This window comes from Acinetobacter lwoffii, assembly GCF_024129715.1.
GTDB lineage: Bacteria > Pseudomonadota > Gammaproteobacteria > Pseudomonadales > Moraxellaceae > Acinetobacter > Acinetobacter lwoffii_U.
In genome coordinates, this window is sequence record NZ_JAMXXM010000008.1 from 1 (window position 1) to 18,793 (window position 18,793).

13 protein-coding genes are annotated in these 18,793 nt (G+C 44.6%); 8 read left to right on the forward strand and 5 right to left on the reverse strand.

Features of this window, described 5'->3' with window-relative positions:
* Positions 1–279: 279 nt before the first annotated feature.
* Positions 280–519 (forward strand): DUF2171 domain-containing protein, encoded by a 240-nt coding sequence (locus NI462_RS07375; RefSeq protein ID WP_005107915.1) that lies wholly within the window; start codon positions 280–282, stop codon positions 517–519.
* Positions 520–749: 230 nt separating this feature from the next.
* Here the strand turns inward: NI462_RS07375 and pta are convergent, their stop codons facing one another.
* The 3 genes from pta to NI462_RS07390 all read right to left on the reverse strand — a co-directional run bounded on the left by pta (position 750) and on the right by NI462_RS07390 (position 5,881).
* Positions 750–2,888: a phosphate acetyltransferase gene (gene pta, locus NI462_RS07380; protein WP_253159817.1), complete on the reverse strand. Its 2,139-nt coding sequence runs from the start codon at positions 2,886–2,888 to the stop codon at positions 750–752.
* Positions 2,889–2,942: 54 nt separating this feature from the next.
* On the reverse strand, positions 2,943–4,163 hold the full coding sequence (locus tag NI462_RS07385; RefSeq protein ID WP_253159820.1) for an acetate/propionate family kinase: 1,221 nt from the start codon (positions 4,161–4,163) through the stop codon (positions 2,943–2,945).
* Positions 4,164–4,615: 452 nt separating this feature from the next.
* On the reverse strand, positions 4,616–5,881 hold the full coding sequence (locus NI462_RS07390; protein WP_180087120.1) for a glutamate-5-semialdehyde dehydrogenase: 1,266 nt from the start codon (positions 5,879–5,881) through the stop codon (positions 4,616–4,618).
* 322 nt (positions 5,882–6,203) lie between these two features.
* On the opposite strand from NI462_RS07390, the gene NI462_RS07395 reads away from it, so the two are divergent.
* Positions 6,204–7,541, forward strand: a complete 1,338-nt coding sequence (locus NI462_RS07395; protein WP_253159822.1) for an alpha/beta fold hydrolase — start codon at positions 6,204–6,206, stop codon at positions 7,539–7,541.
* 28 nt (positions 7,542–7,569) lie between these two features.
* Here NI462_RS07395 and NI462_RS07400 read toward each other — a convergent pair whose 3' ends face one another.
* Both NI462_RS07400 and nagZ read right to left on the reverse strand, forming a co-directional pair.
* Complete coding sequence (locus tag NI462_RS07400; RefSeq protein ID WP_253159824.1) at positions 7,570–8,433, reverse strand: class I SAM-dependent methyltransferase; 864 nt, start codon at positions 8,431–8,433, stop codon at positions 7,570–7,572.
* A gap of 123 nt (positions 8,434–8,556) precedes the next feature.
* Entirely contained in the window at positions 8,557–9,579 is a 1,023-nt protein-coding gene (nagZ, locus tag NI462_RS07405) for a beta-N-acetylhexosaminidase (protein WP_253159826.1), read from the reverse strand.
* 200 nt (positions 9,580–9,779) lie between these two features.
* On the opposite strand from nagZ, the gene NI462_RS07410 reads away from it, so the two are divergent.
* From NI462_RS07410 to NI462_RS07435, 6 genes are all read left to right on the forward strand, one after another.
* On the forward strand, positions 9,780–11,966 hold the full coding sequence (locus NI462_RS07410; RefSeq protein ID WP_253159828.1) for a carboxy terminal-processing peptidase: 2,187 nt from the start codon (positions 9,780–9,782) through the stop codon (positions 11,964–11,966).
* A 436-nt stretch (positions 11,967–12,402) separates the two neighbouring features.
* Positions 12,403–14,256 carry a putative bifunctional diguanylate cyclase/phosphodiesterase gene (locus NI462_RS07415; RefSeq protein WP_253159830.1) on the forward strand — a complete coding sequence of 618 codons (1,854 nt, stop codon included), beginning with the start codon at positions 12,403–12,405 and terminating at the stop codon, positions 14,254–14,256.
* A 142-nt stretch (positions 14,257–14,398) separates the two neighbouring features.
* A complete protein-coding gene (locus NI462_RS07420; protein ID WP_004647433.1) occupies positions 14,399–15,991 on the forward strand; it encodes a peptide chain release factor 3 in 1,593 nt (530 codons plus the stop codon).
* A 111-nt stretch (positions 15,992–16,102) separates the two neighbouring features.
* Positions 16,103–16,927 (forward strand): hypothetical protein, encoded by an 825-nt coding sequence (locus tag NI462_RS07425; protein WP_253159832.1) that lies wholly within the window; start codon positions 16,103–16,105, stop codon positions 16,925–16,927.
* Between the two features lie 44 nt (positions 16,928–16,971).
* Complete coding sequence (locus NI462_RS07430; RefSeq protein ID WP_253159834.1) at positions 16,972–17,934, forward strand: RsiV family protein; 963 nt, start codon at positions 16,972–16,974, stop codon at positions 17,932–17,934.
* Entirely contained in the window at positions 17,931–18,752 is an 822-nt protein-coding gene (locus tag NI462_RS07435; protein ID WP_253159836.1) for a TatD family hydrolase, read from the forward strand. The genes NI462_RS07430 and NI462_RS07435 overlap by 4 nt, the downstream gene beginning before the upstream one ends.
* The last annotated feature ends 41 nt before the right edge of the window (positions 18,753–18,793 follow it).

Genomic DNA, 18,793 nt, shown 5'->3' on the forward strand with positions numbered 1-18,793 from the left:
ATCTTCAAATCTTCAAATCTTCAAATCTTCAAATCTTCAAATCTTCAAATCTTCAAATCTTCAAATCTTCAAATCTTCAAATCTTCAAATCCAGTTCATCAAACTATAAAAACATTTGAAAACTCAAATTTAAAAAGTATCTTTCTTATAGCTTACTCAAGCCATGCTGACCATTTACATTTTTAACCCAGAAAAACTCAAAGCCTGAAAACCCTTACACATGCGGCATTTTTTATTGCTTAGACTGTTTCTCTCAACCTCTAGAAACAGGCAAGTAGAATGAACAATTTTAATGCAAGTGATATTAAAGAACATGCTTCAGTCATTGCTTCATGTGGTACTCAAGTCGGGAAGGTGGACCATTTAGAAGGTCAGGATTCAATTAAATTAACAAGAAGTGATGATGAAAATAATGAGCATCATCTGATTCCCTTGAGTTGGGTAAGCGAAATCAAAGACGATAGCGTGGTGCTCAATAAAACGGCGGAAGACGTGCATAAAGAGTGGACCACCTTATAAAAAGTTAAAGTCAGTGGACTGAAAAGCAGGGCTGCCTCAGCTCAATTTTTTATGTCACAGATTTTATGGGTAAATGTTGAAAATGCCAGTTCGAAAGACTGGTATTTTTATTGTGTATTAAAATGAGATGATGATTACGTGCTGAATTTATTGAAGCTATGATTGTTTTTTATAAAAAAACCACCTGATTTTTCAATCAGATGGTTTGGAAAACTTAAATTCAAGAAGTATTAAGCTTCTTGTTGCTCGGCTTGAATCGCGGTTAAGGCAATGGTAAACACGATGTCATCAACCAGAGCACCACGCGACAGGTCATTGACCGGCTTATTCAAGCCTTGCAGCATTGGCCCGACACTAACTACATTGGCAGCGCGTTGAACCGCTTTATAAGTAGTGTTACCGGTGTTCAGATCCGGGAAAATAAATACATTGGCACGTCCAGCCACTTGTGAATCAGGTGCCTTTTGGCGCCCCACGCTTTCCACCGATGCTGCATCATATTGTAATGGCCCATCAATCAACAGGTCAGGACGACGTTCCTTAGCAATCCGTGTTGCTTCCGCGACTTTTTCCACATCTGCACCGGTGCCGGAAGTTCCAGTCGAATAGGAAATCATCGCAATGCGTGGGTCTATACCAAAGGCTTTGGCAGAATCGGCGGACTGGATTGCAATTTCGGCCAGCTGTTCTGCATCAGGGTCCGGATTGATCGCACAGTCACCATACACATAGACTTCATCTGGCAACAGCATAAAGAATACGGAAGATACCAGAGAATAATCTGGAGCAGTCTTAATCAGCTGGAAAGCAGGACGTACCGTATTCGCCGTGGTATGCACTGCACCCGACACCAAACCGTCAACCTGATCCAGCGCCAGCATCATGGTGCCAAGTACTACTGTATCTTGCAGTTGTTCACGGGCTTGTAGTTCGTTGAGCTTGCCTTTACGCAGCTCCACCATCTTGTCGATGTAGTTTTCACGCACCAGATCCGGATCAAGAATTTCCAGATCTTCAGGCAATTCAATACCGCGAGCTTTGGCTACTTCTAGCACAGCTTCAGGCTTGGCCAGCAAAATACACTGTGCAATACCACGCGCCTGACAAATGGCCGCAGCCTGTACGGTACGCGGTTCATCACCCTCTGGCAGTACAATACGTTTTTTCGCAGCAATCGACTTCTGTACCAGTTCATGACGGAAAGCAGAAGGTGACAAACGTGGCTTATAAGACCCATTCAACATTTGATTCAGCCATTCCGGATTGATATGGCTTGAAACAAAACGCGTCACTTGATCTGCACGTTCGGTATCATCCACTGGAATTTCATTGCTGAGATTTGCCAGTTTTTGTGCGGTTTCAAATGTGCTGAGTGGCGTATGTAGGATTGGCAAACCTTGCTTGATGGCAGCCTGACAGAATTCCAGCACATAATCATTTGGCTGTTGATGTTCAGTCAGCACCAGACCGGCCAAAGGAATCCCATTACTGCTGGCCAGACTACTTGCCAGTAACACATCAATCCGGTCAGAGGCACTAATAATTAATTCGCCAGCTACAAACTTATGCAGTTCATGTTCAATATTGGCTGAAATCAGACTGCTGTGTTGCACACGGCGCTGTTTGGCTTCGCCTTCGTTGATCCAGTAGGCAGAAATATGGGCTGCCAGATCAGACATGCGAGGCACACTTAAGGTTTTACTGAAAGGCACCAAGCCAATCACTGGTAATTTTTCAGAGCCAATATGCGGATGCGTCTGCTGAATAGCTGTAATAAATTCTGCAGTTTCAGCTTTGAGGCGTAAATCCGGATTCAGTGTGACAGGAATCTGCGCAGATTCTTCAGGCAGACCCTTGGTGCGCATCAACATGATGCCCGCAAGGCGGGTAGAGCTAGCGCCACCAAAATTACGCAGCTGATGTTCAACTTTGTCTGCGGTTTGGCTTGGCTGCTGAATATTGGCATTGCTGACCACAATAACTTTGGCATCAAGAGCTTGTGCCAGTGAAGCATTCAAATCATCGGCAAAACTGTCCTGAGTATTTGGCAACAAACCTTCGACAATAATTAGGTCATGCTGTTTGGCAATTTGACGATGCAAACGTACCGCTTCTTCAAGCAATTCATCTTGTTCACCCAGATTGATCTGCTGCAAGACTTTGCTATAACGGATGGGTTCCACCGTTTCACTTTGAGAAATATGACGATACAAAGCCGTGGTGCGGTCTTCGATTTCATTCAATTCCTGAGCAAAAGGTTTCAGGAAACCAGCTTTTACCCCTTGGCATTCCAGTGCATAAATCAGGCCCAAACATGCAGAAGTTAAGCCTACGCCTTCCCCAGTGGGAACCAATAAAATTGTTTTCATAAGTTATGTCAGTCGCAGAATAATAAAAATCAGTTAAAAAGTGGCTAAGCCTGCTTATGCAGGCGTTACCTCAGCTTTAGACTTTTTTGCAGTATTGCGCTCCACTTCAAGTTCAACAACACTTTGAACTTCTTGTGCGATACGGCCTTCTTCATCTGTTGGCACTACCCAGATTTGTGGGCCTGTGCCTGAATCGATTCGGCCTTCGGTACCGCGTTTCAATTCATTGTTGGCGTTTTTATCCAGATTGAAACCAAAATGAGGCAGGTAAGTCATGGTCTTTTCACGGATATATGCAGAGTTTTCGCCAATGCCACCAGTGAAAAACAGACCATTAAGACGTGGCAGACCACAGCTCAACGCTGCCAGAGACTTAGCTAAACGGTAGCAGAATACTTCAATCGCCAGTGTGGCATCTTCATTGCCTTGTTCTGAAGCTTCAATCAGGGTACGCATGTCATTCGACAGGTCAGACAAGCCCAAAAGACCACTTTGGCTATTCAGCATCTTGTCAATTTTATAAATATCCCAACCCAGGTTTTTCGCCAGGAAGCTATGCAGGCTTGGGTCGACATCGCCACTGCGTGTGCCCATAACAATGCCTTCAAGCGGGGTTAAGCCCATTGAGGTATCTACACTTTTCCCATTCCAAACGGCACAGGTCGAGCTACCATTACCTAAATGCGCGGTTAACCAGCCACCTTGTTTGAAACTGCCTGCCAGTTCAGAACCGCGCTCTGAAACATAGGCATGACTAGTCCCGTGGAAACCATAGCGACGCACACCATGAGCAGTATATAAGAATTTCGGCAGGGCATAACGATAAGCATGCGCTGGCATGGTTTGGTGGAAGGCAGTATCAAATACCGCCACCTGTGGTAATTCCGGGAATAAACGTTTGGTAGCTTCAATGCCAATCAGATGAGCCGGATTGTGTAATGGCGCAAGCGGTGTTGCTTCACGAATTTTTTCAATAATTTCATCATTGATCAGTTCAGCCTTGGTCAGGCTGCCCCCATGTACCACACGGTGACCGATCGCATCCGGACGGTAGTTGGCTAGACGTTCCAGACCGACTTCGAGTGCTTTTTTGTGGTCAGCAAATGGAATGTGGATATCGACCGGCTCATTGCCAACTGTCACACCTTTAATGCGAGCATTCTCTGTGCCTAAGTTCTCAGCTAAACCATGAATACGGAAATTCTGCTCCTCAAGAAGTAATGCAAACTTGATTGAAGAAGAGCCACAATTAATAACTAATACTGATTTAGACACGATTGATTACCCAATTTTTAATTAAAATTCTCGTCCATTTGCTTGACCCAATTGCGGGCAATGAAGCAGCAATCCAGATCAATGAATATGTTTTAACATTTGTTTTTTTTCTGTCCTAGATAGACTTTAGCAGATTAGACTTAAGCATTATCGACCGATTTAACAATAATAACTAAAATTTATCAGTTCATATTTTTCATTTATAAATAAAATGATGCTGAAAATATAATCAATAAGAATACTAAACTCTGCTTAAATTTAATTTTAGAACAGATTAATTCTTTAGTTTAGCGCCTGAAAAGGCAAATATTGTTTTTACATACAATTCTATAAAGAGATTCATCAATAAAATGACCGGAAGGTTCTAATTCATCTATTTCAGTGTCAATTTTTCTGTCCATAAAAAAACAGCCTCATAAATGAGGCTGTTTTTAAGTTAGCAATCTCAATACTTATTGACGAATCTGACCATCACCAAAGACAATCCATTTCTGTGAAGTTAGGCCTTCAAGTCCGACTGGGCCACGAGCATGGATTTTATCGGTCGAAATCCCGATTTCTGCGCCTAAGCCATATTCAAAACCATCTGCAAAACGGGTAGAGGCATTGATCATGACCGAACTTGAATCTACACCCGCTAGAAATTCGCGAGCCAGACTGTAGTTTTCAGTAATAATGGAATCGGTATGATGCGAGCCATATTTGTTAATGTGCTCAATGGCTTCTTCTATACCAGAAACGACTTTGATCGCCAGAATAGGACCCAGATACTCGATATACCAATCTTCTTCAGTGGCTGTAATTACTGCATCTCCAAGAATACGCTGGGTTTCCCGGCAACCACGAAGTTCGACTTTTTTCTCTTGGTAAAGCTCCGCGATGCGTGGCAAGAATTCTTCAGCGACTTTTTCATCGACCAGCAGGGTTTCCATGGCATTACATACGCCATAGCGATGGGTTTTGGCATTGAGCGCAATCGGCAAGGCTTTCAACAAGTCCGCTTGTGCTTCCACATAAACATGACAGTTGCCATCTAAATGTTTAATGACCGGCACACGTGCTTCCTCGGTAATCCGTTCGATCAGACTCTTGCCGCCACGAGGCACAATCACATCCACATATTCGGTCATGGTAATCAACTGGCCAACAGCAGCGCGGTCAGTCGTGTTTACCACTTGTACGGCAGCCTCAGGCAAGCCTGCGACTTTCAGGCCATGCTGAATCGCGACAGCAATGGCCTGATTTGATTCCAGAGCTTCTGAGCCACCCCGTAAAATAATGGCATTGCCTGATTTGAGTGCGAGTGATGCAGCTTCCAACGTGACGTTAGGACGTGACTCGTAGATCATGCCGACCACACCCAAAGGCACACGCATCTTGCCCAGTTGAATCCCGGATGGGCGATAAGCCATATCACTAATTTCACCAATCGGATCTTTCAGGCCAATGACATCTTTAAGGCCCTGTAACATACCTTTAAAGCGTGCGGGGTTGAGTTCTAAGCGATCAAGCAGGGCTGAGTCCAGATTGTTGTTATGCGCCTTGGTCATATCTTTCTGGTTAGCAGCCAAAATAGCAGCCTGGCTATTTTCCAAAGCCGTATAAATAGCGGATAACGCATTATTTTTAGTTTGGGTGGACGCGCGAGCCAAAATGCGAGAAGCCTGGCGTGCCTGCTGTCCTACCGTTTGCATGTATTGTTCAATAGACTCTTGCATAGCGGTTTGATCACTTAGAAATTTCATTTCGATATTAACAGCCTGTTGCTGCACAATGAAGCCCATCTGTTAAAAATCATCCGTTTTCGCAGACTTCTAAACATTTTGAAATTGTTTTCTGTTTAAAAGCAGATAAGTGGTCAATCAAGCGGTTGCTTGTGAAAAGCAGCTCTGTATAGAATGAAACACGCGACATTGATGTCATTTATAACTATTAAAGAGCAGGATGCGTGTTCAGGCACACCGGAATGCGCCTGAAATATAAGATCTGTTAAGCATGACTTGCACAATAAAAATAAGGCAAGGACGGAGGAAAAGGAATATGAATTCCATCATTCATATGGATGCCCATGTATTGGAACAACCTAGCCATAAGGGCTTTTTTGATCTTTATGATAAGCACAGTTTTAAGCAGCCGCCACGTACGACTTGGATGGAGGGCTGGAAAATCGAATATATGGCGATCGCCCGTCCGGATACCTTACATTTAAGACCCATGGTGATTATTGGGGGAGCTTTCCAGAATTTTAATTCCTACAAATACTGTGTAGAACAGCTTTTTGATGCAGGTCCCATCATTCTGATTGACCTACCGTCCATGGGGGCCAACCAGCAGATTAGTAATGTCGATACGGGGCTGTCTGCCGGAACACTGGAGCTTGAAGACCTTGCTGCGATGCTGGGGCGCTGGCTGGAACAGATGCAGCTGCCGCAAGTGGCAATTCTAGGCATGTCCTTGGGTTCAGTGGTGGCTTCCTGTTTGGCAGATCAGCGTCCTGAACTGGTCGATCGGATGATCCTGATGGGTGTGATGCAGAAAACCCGTAAAAGCTGGCGGATGCTGCTGGAAGAGTCTTTGCATCTAATGAAAGAACAGCGTATGGATGAATTTGGTCAGGCCGTCATTTTGTACCTGGTGAATCATGCACGTTTAACAGAAACCCGGATGTCACCGACTGCAAAGCGTTTGTTCTTTAAACAGATGGCGGAATTTACGGCCACCGAACAGGATCGTTATGATATCAATTGCAACCGTTTATTGCGTCTGACCAATGTGCCGATTCCACAGTGCAAAGTGCTGGTGGCATGTGGGCAATATGACAGTTTTACCTTGCCACATGAGAATGCCAATTTTGCCCTGCAATGTCCGAATATGCAGTATGTACAAATTGCAGGCGCCGATCATGTACCGCAGTTACAACGTCGTAAAGAAACCATGCATCTGTTTGCAACCTTCTTACGTGATGAACCGGTCGATCAGTTGCCGGGAATTATTCCGTTTAGCCCTGAGCAGATACAGCAGCTTGAACGTCGCGGTGAAGAGCGGATTCAGGTGCAAGATTCACAGCGTTTCCTCAGTCATCGTCATTCTGATCTCATTTTAAAAGCAGAGATCGTGGACATGAATTTCTTTGGGGTATTGCTGGAGTTAGATGTAGAACAGGCAGTATGCGCAACAGCTTATCCACGTGATCTGGCCTTGCATCTGGAAGATGAAGTTGGGGAATTTCAGATTGAGTGCCTGATCTTTGAACAGGATGACACCCAGCTGCGTGCCTTATTCAAACATGGCAGTTTTGAAGTCGCAGAACGCTTATTACGCTTTGTACAAATGCAAAAAGTACTTTCACAAACTGAAGTATTTGATACAGCAATTTAAAAAAACATCACCATAAAAAACAGCGTGCTTAAACGCTGTTTTTTTTCACTACATGAATCATCCAGACCAGATCACCTAAATGTTCATCTTGTTCTGGTGCCGGGTTTGGCTGACGAGGCTCGGCAAAATAACGTTGTGGTTGTTGTACCTCAACCTGGTCAAATCCTGCATCTTGAAAAAAGTGCTGCAGTTCTTGGGGGGATTTAAAATGAAAGGTGAACGCACTACGAGACATGAATTTAAGCAGACGGCTACTGCTCCAGATAAAATCCGCCAGTTTATTTTTCACCGGTTCGGGATAAATATCGCTGAGATAGTGAACTGCCGGGAAATACTGCGCATTTTCTGTAATACCTTGCATCAGAATACCTAACATACGCTGATCAAAATAATTAATCAGTCCTTCACTAATGACGACCAAGGGCTGGTTGCGGTCAAACATCTGAAAAATACAGTCCAGCTCTTCACTAAAAATATCGGCAGTCAGAACTTCAGGTGCATGCTGATCAATTTGCTGTAAAGCCTGGGTCTTGATCTTGGCCATATCCGGCAGATCCAGTTCACGATAATTAATCTCGGGAAATTTCTGTCTGAAATTCCAGCTGCGTGGAGATAGGCCGCAGGCAATTTCAAGAACCTGAAGTTGGGGGTGTTGCTCAATTAGTTGACACAAATGCTCATCAATCATCTGATGGCGCTGCTTAAGTGTCGTACGCATACTACCGCCGACATGGCGCTCTGCCCAGGATTCAAGGGGATGCAGTAGTTTGGCCAGAAACTTACCTTTGGATGTAGCAAAGGCTGGATGTGAGATCCCCATTTGATACCAGATATAGCCGGTATAGTGCGCCGTAAAAGAAATATGGCGATGTTGCGAAAGTGAGTCTGTCATATTTATTCTGACCTTATTGTTATTTTTAAATTGATTAAATAATTGTGTAACCTTTTCATTACTATAATTAAAAAGGAACACTTTGTCGTGTCCCTTTTTCCTATTGATTGGATTTAAAAAGCTTTAGCTCATCTGCTGTTTGAACGCCAGTATTTCATCACGGATCTCGCGCCATTCTTCACCCAGATCCAGTTCGTCACCAATCTGGATGTCCGGGATGTTGCCGCGCATGCGTTCCAGGCGTTGCTGGTTCGGGAGGGGCAGATTTTCAATTCCTTCCAGTGCGATACATTGTGCCGCACGATCATTGCAGACCAGCCCCATATCACAACCAGCTTTAAGGGCGGCCTGAATTCGGGCATCGGCACCGCCTGCGACACATGCTGCCTGCATGCTTAAATCATCCGAGAACAGGACACCGTCAAAGCCCAGCTCCTGACGTAAAACTTTCTGAATCCAGAATTCTGAGAAGCCTGCCGGATTTGGATCAACCTGGCTATAGATGACATGAGCCGGCATCAGTGCATCCAGTTGTGATTGTAACTGGATAAAGGTTTGCATATCTTTTTGCTGGATTTCTGCATAGGAGCGCGTATCAATTGCTGCAGCAACATGCGAGTCTGCTTTAACAGAGCCATGACCTGGGAAATGTTTACCAGTTGAAGCCATACCGGCACGTTTCATACCTTTTAGAAATGCGCTGGCGAGTGGAATAATGTCCTGAATATTTTGGGCAAAGCTACGATCACCGATCACATCACTGATGTCATTCAAGTCCAGTACCGGTGCAAAGCTGAAATCAATGCCAACAGCCAGCACTTCAGTCGCCATCAGCCAGCTGCATTTTTCAGCCAGTTCAAGGGCACGCTGTGGATCGCTCGTATAAAGTTCGCCAAATTTCCCCATGGCAGGCAGCAGGGTAAAGCCTTGTCTTAAACGCTGTACACGACCGCCTTCCTGATCCACTGCAATTAAAATATCAGGACGCACCTGACGCATATGATCGGTCAAAGCACGGACTTGGGCGGGAGATTCGATATTGCGACCAAATAAAATCACTCCACCGACTTGCGGCGCACTTAATAGTTCAATATCTTCTTGAGTGAGGGTTGTGCCTGCGATGTCGAGCATCAATGCGCCAATCATATGCGGAATCCGTTTTAGAGTTTTTCGGAGAAAACAATACCTGAATTCTGCAATGATTTGCTACACTTTGTCAGCACAGAATATGATAAAACTACACGACATAAACATATTAAGTTGTTTAAGATGCTGAATACGTTAAATTCTGGTCGAAAAGCAACACGGTCACATTGGTCTCTAGGCCAAGGAAGTACGAATTATTTATGAAATTTCAAACTATAGCTTGCGCAGTTGCGATTGCGACAGGTGGATTATTTTTTACCCATGTAGTGAATGATGCGATTGCGGCCAATAGTAATGAAGTGGTCAGTAAAGCAATTCAGCCATCTCAAGAGCAGGCGCTGGTGTCACGTCAGCTGGCAACCCTGGTTGACCGTCAGCACTATTTAAATATGCGTCTGGATGCCCAAACTTCGCAGCGTATTTTTGATTTCTATATTGATAGTCTTGATCCGGAGCACAGTCTGTTTCTGGCTCCAGAAGTTGAAAACTATAAGAAACGCTATGGTGCCAATTTTGGTGCCAATCTGAAAGCCGGCAATTTGTCTGGTCCTTATGAAATGCATGCGCAATATCAACAGCGATTGCACCAGTTCTACACCTACATGTTGAATGAGCTGAAAAAACCGCAGAATCTGAATCAGCCAAATGTTTATATCGAAACGGATCGTGAAAAAGCACCGTTCTTTAAAACTGAAGCTGAACAGCGCGCGCACTGGTCAAAAATGCTGGTGTCTCAGCTGATCAATCTGACCATCAGTAAAGAAGAGGAATTGGCCAAGCAGAAAGCTCTGAAAGCCAATCCGGAATTGGCCAATGGACAAGACCTCACGGGTCCTGAAGATCTGACGCCTGCGCAAACCTTAACCAAGCGTTATACCCGTCAGCTGGAACGTCTCAGCCGCATCAAGAGCGATGATGTGCTTGATAAGACACTGAACGCGATGATGCTGACTTATGATCCGCACAGTAATTACTTCCCGCCTGTCGATGCGATGGAGCTGAATCGCCAGACGACTTTACAGCTGGAAGGCGTCGGCGTATCGATTCGTCCGGAACGTGGTAATGAAGATTACACCAAGATTGAAACCATCGTTGAAGGTGGTCCGGCCAGCAAATCTGGTCAGGTGAAATCAGGTGATCGTATCATTGGTGTGGCCCAAGACGGCGAACAGATGGTCGATGTCATTGGCTGGCCAAGTAATGAAATTGTCGGTCTGATTCGTGGTAAACGTGGCACGAAAGTCACTTTACGCTTACTCGGTGCGGGTGCTGCCATGGGGCAGGCACGTAATGTGACTATTACCCGTGACGTGATTCAGGAAGAAGATGCCGGTGTGCGTACACGTGTGGTCGACATTCAACGCGATGGCAAGAAATATAAATATGGTGTGATCGAAATTCCGTCGTTCTACCTGAACTATCGCGCACGCCGTGCCGGTACCGATTATCGTTCGGTGTCTGAAGATACCAACAAGGCCTTGAAAGAGCTGGCAGCGAAGAATGTTGCCGGAATTATTGTCGATTTGCGGAATAACCCGGGCGGTTCACTGGAAGAAGTGGCACGTATGCTAGGGCAAGTAATCAAGTCTGGCCCAGTGGTGCAGATCCGTGATGGCAATGGTAATGTCAGCGTCTTTGAAGATGATGATGGTGGTGCACAAACTTATGCGGGTCCATTGGCAGTGATGGTGAATCTTGCCTCTGCATCGGCCAGTGAAATTTACTCTGCTGCGATTCAGGATTATGAACGCGGGATTGTGATTGGTAGTACCACCACCGGTAAAGGTACAGCACAGGTGCAACTGGATAGTTTGGCGCATGGTCAGGCGACATTGACGCAGCGTAAATTCTACCGTGTGACCGGTGGCAGTACCCAGAATAAAGGGGTCGTTCCGGACATTAAACTGGTCGATATTTATAACGAGGAGTTTGGCGAGCGTAAGGCTAAAAATGCCTTGCAGTGGGATACCATTCCAACGGCACCATTTAAACGTGAAGGTGCAGTACAGAAATACGTTCCTGAATTGGCTAAACTTTCTCAGCAACGGGTCACACTGGATTCTCAGTTCAAGTATTTAGAACAGCGTAAGGCCGTGATGAAGAAAGCCGAAGAAGAGAAACGTCAGGTACTGGACTTGCAACAGCGTAAAGCTGAGTTGATTGCCATGGAGCAAAAAACGCTGGACGCAGAAAACACTCGTCGTGCTGCAACAGGTCTGAAACCTTATCCAAACTGGGAAAGTTATCAGGCTTCACTGGATGCCTTGATTGAAACACGTGCCAAGATGAAGGCCAAAGAACGTCCGGCTCTACCTGAAGAAGAAGCGTTTGTGATTGAAGCGGCAAATGTGTTACTGGACTATGCCAAATTACAGGCGAAACCCTAAGTTTTAGCCTCATTCATCGTTGATAAAAATAGCCTGTTTCGACTGGCTATTTTTTTATTTTGAAAATCTGCACAAAAGACCAAATAAAATTTTGCTATGAAGTGCTATCTGTCTAAATAAAAAGAAAAAAATTGTGATGGTGATCGAATAAATGAGCTAAAAAAATGAAGCTAAATATTTGCTTAAATTTGAAACACTTCTAATATATAAGTCATATTTTATTTTTATGTTGAGTCAGATTTTAGGGGCAATTCTCAACTTCAAAAGAAAGAAATATAAATTCTAAATTTTAGTTAAGACTGGATATTGTTGCAGACCAATTGGCTTGCATGGATGGTCAGCCTTGAGATTTTACTGAGTTCAAATTTGACCGGGTGAAAATGGAAATATCAGTGCAGAGAATAATAAAAATGATCACCGATGGGGAACATTTTATATGATTGATATTCAGCATGATATTGGTCTAGTCATCGGGTCCGTTGTTTCTGCATTGGTCGCTTGCTCTCTCATCGCACGGATTAAAAAATTTACTTCAGGCACTTCGCAGTCAAACTTTAAAACCTTCAGTTTAATGCTAACTGCCATGCTATTGGGCCTATTTATCTGGTTGATCCATTTTATTGGGCTGACCGCAAATTTTGTGCTGAATAAATACGAGCTGGATTGGGGGGCACTGCTTCTGTCTGTTCTGGTGATATGTATTGCCTCTATGTTTATCCTCTGGTTAAGTACCAGAAGTACCTGGTCATTTTTCCGATCAGTTCTCGTATTAGGTGTGATCGCACTTGGCATCTTTGGCATGCACTCTATTAGCATGATGGCATTCAATTTTACTGCCGCCCATGTGCAACAGTCACCGGAATTAGTTCAGGCTCATGATCAGCTGTTTCTGGCCGTGGTACTTATGAGCGGATTGTTGTTGGTGACGCTGATGTGTATCGTCGTATCCGAACTGCGTGTGGGATTACGCAACCGTCAGCTTGCATGGGCGAATCAACAAATTGAAAATCAGACCATTCAGGATAATCTGACCAAATTGCCTAACCGTTTATATCTTGCTGAATATGCAAATCTGCTGTTTTCAGGTCAGTCCGAACTGCAGCATGAAATTGCTTTTTTATATATCGATCTGGATCGTTTTAAGGCGGTCAATGATGTGTTTGGCCATCTGGTCGGTGATCAGTTGCTGATTCAGTTGACCACACGGATTCATCAGTTATTGGGTCATCATTCCAAGCTGCTCAGAATTGGTGGGGATGAATTTCTGCTGGTGCTGGAAAATACCTCTGTCGCCAAAGCTGCAAAAATGTCAGAACAGATTCTTGAACTGATTCAGGAAAGTTTCCTGATTGAAGGCAAGAGTATTCATATCTCGGGCAGTATTGGCATTGCCATGTATCCCGAACACGGCAAAAATTTACAGGATTTGCTGGTCAATGCCGATGCCGCCATGCTGAGTTCCAAGTATCAGGGGCGCAATACCTATTCAGTCTTTAATTACTCTACCGACCAGGATGAAAGTAAAAGCCAAAGCACCCTGATTAATGACCTATATAAAGCCGTGGAAGAGCAGCAGTTTGTGCTGTTTTATCAGCCCAAGTTTCGGACCAAGGATCGTAGCTTGTGTGGGGTAGAGGCATTAATTCGCTGGAACCATCCCCAGTTTGGTTTGCTCGGCCCGAATCTGTTTATCAATGCGGCTGAAAAAACTGGATTGATTATTCAAATGGGCTATTGGGCATTGGAACTGGCCTGTCAGCAGATTCAAAAATGGCAACGGACACATACTGAATTTTTCCCTATCGCGGTCAATTTGTCTGCGGTACAATTTGAACATAAGCATCTGTTTAGTACCTTGGAAAAGTTGTTTGCCCAATATAAAATCAGTCCTCAGCATTTAATGATCGAGATTACTGAGTCGACTGCCATGCATCACATTGATGTGAGTATGCGCAGCTTTAAGCGCTTAAGACAAATGGGCATCCGTTTGGCGATTGATGATTTTGGTACGGGACATTCCAGTTTTCTTTATTTAAAGAATTTTGCCGTAGATGAATTAAAAATTGACCGTGAATTTATTAAAAATCTGGCAGTCGGCTCCAAAGAAGAAATGATTCTGGAAAGCATTATTCAGCTGGCCATAAAACTGGGCTTGGTGGTGACTGCAGAAGGCGTTGAAACAGAAGCGCAAGCGGAAATTTTAACCCGACTGGGTTGTGAACAGTTACAAGGCTTTTTACTGGGCTTGCCGGTAGATGAACAACGACTAGAAAGTTTACAATTTCATTAATAACGCTCTAATTGATTGAGCGTCAGGATAGACGACATGGCTCACGGAACACCACACTGAAACTCTGCTACAATATCGCCAATTTTTTCATATTGATCGAATTTGATCTCGAATGCTGTGCATTGAGCAGTAGGTATATTTCATGAGCTTTAAGCAAGAACTGGCGGCACAAGTCGCCCAGCGACGTACGTTCGCTATTATTTCCCACCCCGATGCCGGTAAAACCACCATGACAGAAAAATTGCTGTTATGGGGTCAGGCTATTCAGGTGGCCGGGATGGTAAAAAGCCGTAAATCTGACCGGGCCGCAACATCGGACTGGATGGAAATGGAAAAAGAACGTGGTATCTCGATCACGACCTCGGTGATGCAATTTCCTTTTAAAGACAAGATGATCAATCTTCTGGATACCCCGGGACATGAAGATTTCTCGGAAGATACTTATCGTACTTTGACCGCAGTAGACTCGGCGTTGATGGTGATTGATGGTGCAAAAGGTGTCGAAGACCGAACCATTAAACTGATGGAAGTGTGTCGGATGCGCGATACACCGATCATCTCCTTCGTCAACAAAATGGACCGTGAAATCCGTGAACCGCTTGAGCTTCTGGATGAAATCGAAAACGTTCTGAAAATTAAATGTGTCCCGATCACCTGGCCGCTCGGTACTGGCCGTGATTTTGCCGGTGTATTTAATTTAATCGAAGAAAAATTCTACGTGTATAAAGCCGGTTTCGGTTCAGTCATTACTGAGATCGAAGTGCGTGATGGTTATGACTATCCTGATCTTCGCGAGAAAGTCGGTGAGTTGGCTTGGGCGGCATTTGAAGAATCGCTGGAACTGGTACAAATGGCCAATGAGCCTTTAGACCGTGAAGAATTCCTGGCCGGTCGTCAAACGCCTGTGTTGTTCGGTACAGCCTTGGGTAACTTTGGTGTCGACCATGTTCTGGATGCTTTCAGTCAATATGCGCCATCTCCTAAAGCCCATCCGACCCAAGATCGTGTGGTAGAAGCGGATGAAGAAGGCTTCACCGGTTTTGTCTTTAAAATTCAGGCCAATATGGATCCGAAACACCGTGACCGTATTGCTTTCATGCGGATCTGTTCAGGCAAGTATGAAAAAGGCCTGAAGATGAAGCATGTGCGTCTGGATAAAGATGTACGCATCAGCGATGCCTTAACTTTCCTGGCCGGTGATCGTCAGCATCTGGAAGAAGCTTGGCCGGGTGATATTATTGGTCTGCATAACCATGGCACCATCCAGATTGGCGATACATTTACCTCGGGTGAGAAACTTCAGTTCACCGGTATCCCGCACTTTGCGCCGGAAATGTTCCGTCGTGTCCGCTTGAAGGATCCATTAAAATCCAAGCAGTTGCAAAAAGGTCTGAAAGAACTTTCAGAAGAAGGCGCGACCCAGGTATTCATGCCGCAGAATAACAACGACCTGATCGTGGGTGCGGTGGGTGTGCTACAGTTTGAAGTGGTGGCTTACCGTCTGAAAGAAGAATACAAGGTTGATTGTGTTTACGAACCGGTCAGTATCAACACAGTGCGTTGGGTATCTTGTGATGACGAGAAGAAATTCAACGAATTCAAGAAAAAAGCCCATGACCAGTTGTCTGTCGATGGCGGTGGTCATTTAACTTATCTTGCGCCAAGCCGAGTGAATTTACAGCTCATGCAAGAACGTTATCCGGACATCGTGTTCCACAATACGCGTGAACACTAAAATTTCAGGCTTCGCAGCTAAAGTTTAAAAATATCAAACAGCTTCTCCGGAAGCTGTTTTATTTTATGCTACATTTAAGCAATTAATAACTCGATAGATATAGCAAAGAGAATGAAGCTCAGCAAGGAAGTCGTCCTCGGTTCTGTGATTGGTTTAAGTCTTGTCCTGAGTGGCTGTGATCAAAGCGAAAAAGAGCCTGTTAATACTCCGCAAAATGAGAAAATGACCGCAGCTCAGCAGACCGCAGATGTTTTGCCTTATCTGAATATTCAAGAGCAGCCGGCTAAAATTGCCTTGCCATTTTGTGAAAATAAAAACTGTATCAATCTGGATATTCAGACCTTGCATACGGTTGATCCATGGATGAACCAATGGATTGAAAAGCAGCAGGCCAAAGTGATCCAGGATCAAATCGGCTTGAAACAGGACATGAATTTACAGCAGGCCATCAATGCCTATGTAAAAAAATCGGATGCCTGGCAGGCGCAGCTCAATTTGAACAAGGCTTATGAATTATCGCTATATACCCGCATTCCTTACCAGCGCAATCAATATGTATTGATGCAGATCGGGGTCGATACCAAACAGGAAAATGTCAGCGTGCATGAGCGCTATTATTTTTTTGTGGCTGATCGTCGCCAGCAGAAAATGCTGACTCCACTGGATATTATCGATCCTAAGCAACAGTTAGTAATGGATCAGATTATTCAGCAAGCCTATGAGACATGGCTCAAAGAAAATGATCCGCAAGTTCAGCAGAAGGCACCGAAAAAACTGTATTGGGGACAGGCTGACTGGTTCTTTGATCAGGAAGGTATTGGGCTGCATTTTCGCAGTCATGAAATCAGCAAAGATGCCAAGCAACTGGATATTTATTTAACAAAACAACAAACACAACAGGTCTTGAAAGCTGATATCTATCAGCATATGTTTTAAAGCGCGTGCTCCTGCAAGCATACAGGTTCCAAAAAGGTGAATGAATGCCAAAATACAAGAATATCTTTTGTCTATCCATCCTTGCATCAGCGATCTTGCTGAGTGCCTGCCAGCCGAAGAGTAATGAGCCGGAAGAATCAAGTGCTTCCGAGGTGGTACAAGCCGAAGCTGAAGCACTTAAACTGAACGGCGATACTGAAAAGCTCAAGCTGGCGATTCCAGAATGTGAAGACAAAAGCTGTCCGGAAATCTCGATCGAACGCCTGAATAGTAATCAAAGCTTTATTGATGAATGGATCGATCAGCAGATTCTGCAACAGTTGAAAAATATCCTGTCTGTTGATGCGATTGAACCGGCAAAAGTGAGCGCTGCCAGCGAAGCAGACGTTGCCGCCTCTGAACCCAAAGCGGCTTTGGCCACAGTAACCACACCGAAACAGCAGCTTGAGCAGCAAACCCAGCCCTATATGCAGACTTTCTTGAATCTGGATAAGGAACTCAAGGCCCTGAGTGCCAGTCATAGTATTAGCCTGATGATTAAGCCCAAGATTCTGAATTCAGGTGATCCGTTGGCGACCGTGGTTCTGAACAGCAGTTATTATCTAGGAGGCGCACACGGCGCATCTGCACAGACCTATTATAATTTTGATCTGGAGCAGAAAAAACTGGTCAAACTGGATGACATTATTGCAGCCAAACAGAAAGCTCAACTGGAAGCGCGTGCTTATGACGCGTTTAAAAACTGGGTGGTAGAGTCCAAACTGGCCAAAGATGTGGCGGAATATGAGCAGGCCTGGAAGTTCAAACTCACCGATAATTTCTATCTGGCTCAACAAGGTCTGGTCTTGCAATATGCCGAATATGAAATTGGGCCATATGTGGTTGGCTTGCCACGTTTAATGATTCCTTATGAGCAGCTACAAGGTGTGCTGAAACCTGAATATCTGCCTAAAACTGAAAAAGCTGCCTCTGAGGCACAGCCAGCATCTGCTGCAAAAGCCAAATGACCTTGAAACTGTTTGATACGCATACCCATTTTGATGTTCCCGATTTTGATCCTGATCGGGAACAGTTGGCGTATGCGGCAAAAGTGGCAGGTGTCGAGCATCTGGTTTTAATTGGTTTTTTGCAAAACCGTTTTGCTGATCTGTTAGGAACTCACGACTTTATCAATGACCTGGGAAATGCACCGCAAAGTCATTTAGCCCCGGGCTTGCATCCATTTTATATTGAACAGCATCAGACTGATCATTTACAGGAGCTGGAACAGCTGCTTAAAAATGAGCATTGTATTGCCATTGGCGAAATCGGTCTGGATACCTTTTTAAAACAGCACAAACAGGCGGAAATTTTTCAGAAGCAAAAAGATTTTTTTGCTGCACAGCTTGAACTGGCACAGCAATTTGATAAGCCGGTTTTGCTGCATATCCGCAAATCGCATGCGGAGGTTTTGCAGATTTTAAAACAGCAGCAGTTTAAACAGGGCGGCATTGCGCATGCCTTTGGTGGTGGGATTGAGGAAGCCAAGGCTTTTATCAAGCTGGGATTCAAACTGGGCATCACCGGGCAAATCACCAATCTAAATGCCAAAAAACTTCATCAAGTGGTGCAGTATGTCGGACCAGAACATTTGGTATTGGAAACTGACTGTCCGGATATGACGCCACTCTGTTGTCAAAGCTCGACCGAGCAACGTACCCGAAATACACCTGCAAATTTACCTTATGTGCTGCAAGGACTGGCAAAGAGCCTGCATATGCACAAAGAGGAACTGGCTGAACAGCTCTGGCAAAATACTCATCAGGCCTTGCATCTGGCCATTTAAGTTAACGCTCTTAACTCGGTCTTAAATTCCCAGTTCATCAT

Coding starts and splice junctions, on each gene's coding strand:
- NI462_RS07400 (WP_253159824.1), bottom strand. CDS start 8,433: ATGACAGACTCACTTTCGCAACATCGCCATATTTCTTTTACGGCGCAC.
- NI462_RS07395 (WP_253159822.1), top strand. CDS start 6,204: ATGAATTCCATCATTCATATGGATGCCCATGTATTGGAACAACCTAGC.
- NI462_RS07415 (WP_253159830.1), top strand. CDS start 12,403: ATGATTGATATTCAGCATGATATTGGTCTAGTCATCGGGTCCGTTGTT.
- pta (WP_253159817.1), bottom strand. CDS start 2,888: ATGAAAACAATTTTATTGGTTCCCACTGGGGAAGGCGTAGGCTTAACT.
- NI462_RS07420 (WP_004647433.1), top strand. CDS start 14,399: ATGAGCTTTAAGCAAGAACTGGCGGCACAAGTCGCCCAGCGACGTACG.
- NI462_RS07435 (WP_253159836.1), top strand. CDS start 17,931: ATGACCTTGAAACTGTTTGATACGCATACCCATTTTGATGTTCCCGAT.
- NI462_RS07425 (WP_253159832.1), top strand. CDS start 16,103: ATGAAGCTCAGCAAGGAAGTCGTCCTCGGTTCTGTGATTGGTTTAAGT.
- NI462_RS07430 (WP_253159834.1), top strand. CDS start 16,972: ATGCCAAAATACAAGAATATCTTTTGTCTATCCATCCTTGCATCAGCG.
- NI462_RS07410 (WP_253159828.1), top strand. CDS start 9,780: ATGAAATTTCAAACTATAGCTTGCGCAGTTGCGATTGCGACAGGTGGA.
- NI462_RS07375 (WP_005107915.1), top strand. CDS start 280: ATGAACAATTTTAATGCAAGTGATATTAAAGAACATGCTTCAGTCATT.
- nagZ (WP_253159826.1), bottom strand. CDS start 9,579: ATGATTGGCGCATTGATGCTCGACATCGCAGGCACAACCCTCACTCAA.
- NI462_RS07390 (WP_180087120.1), bottom strand. CDS start 5,881: ATGCAAGAGTCTATTGAACAATACATGCAAACGGTAGGACAGCAGGCA.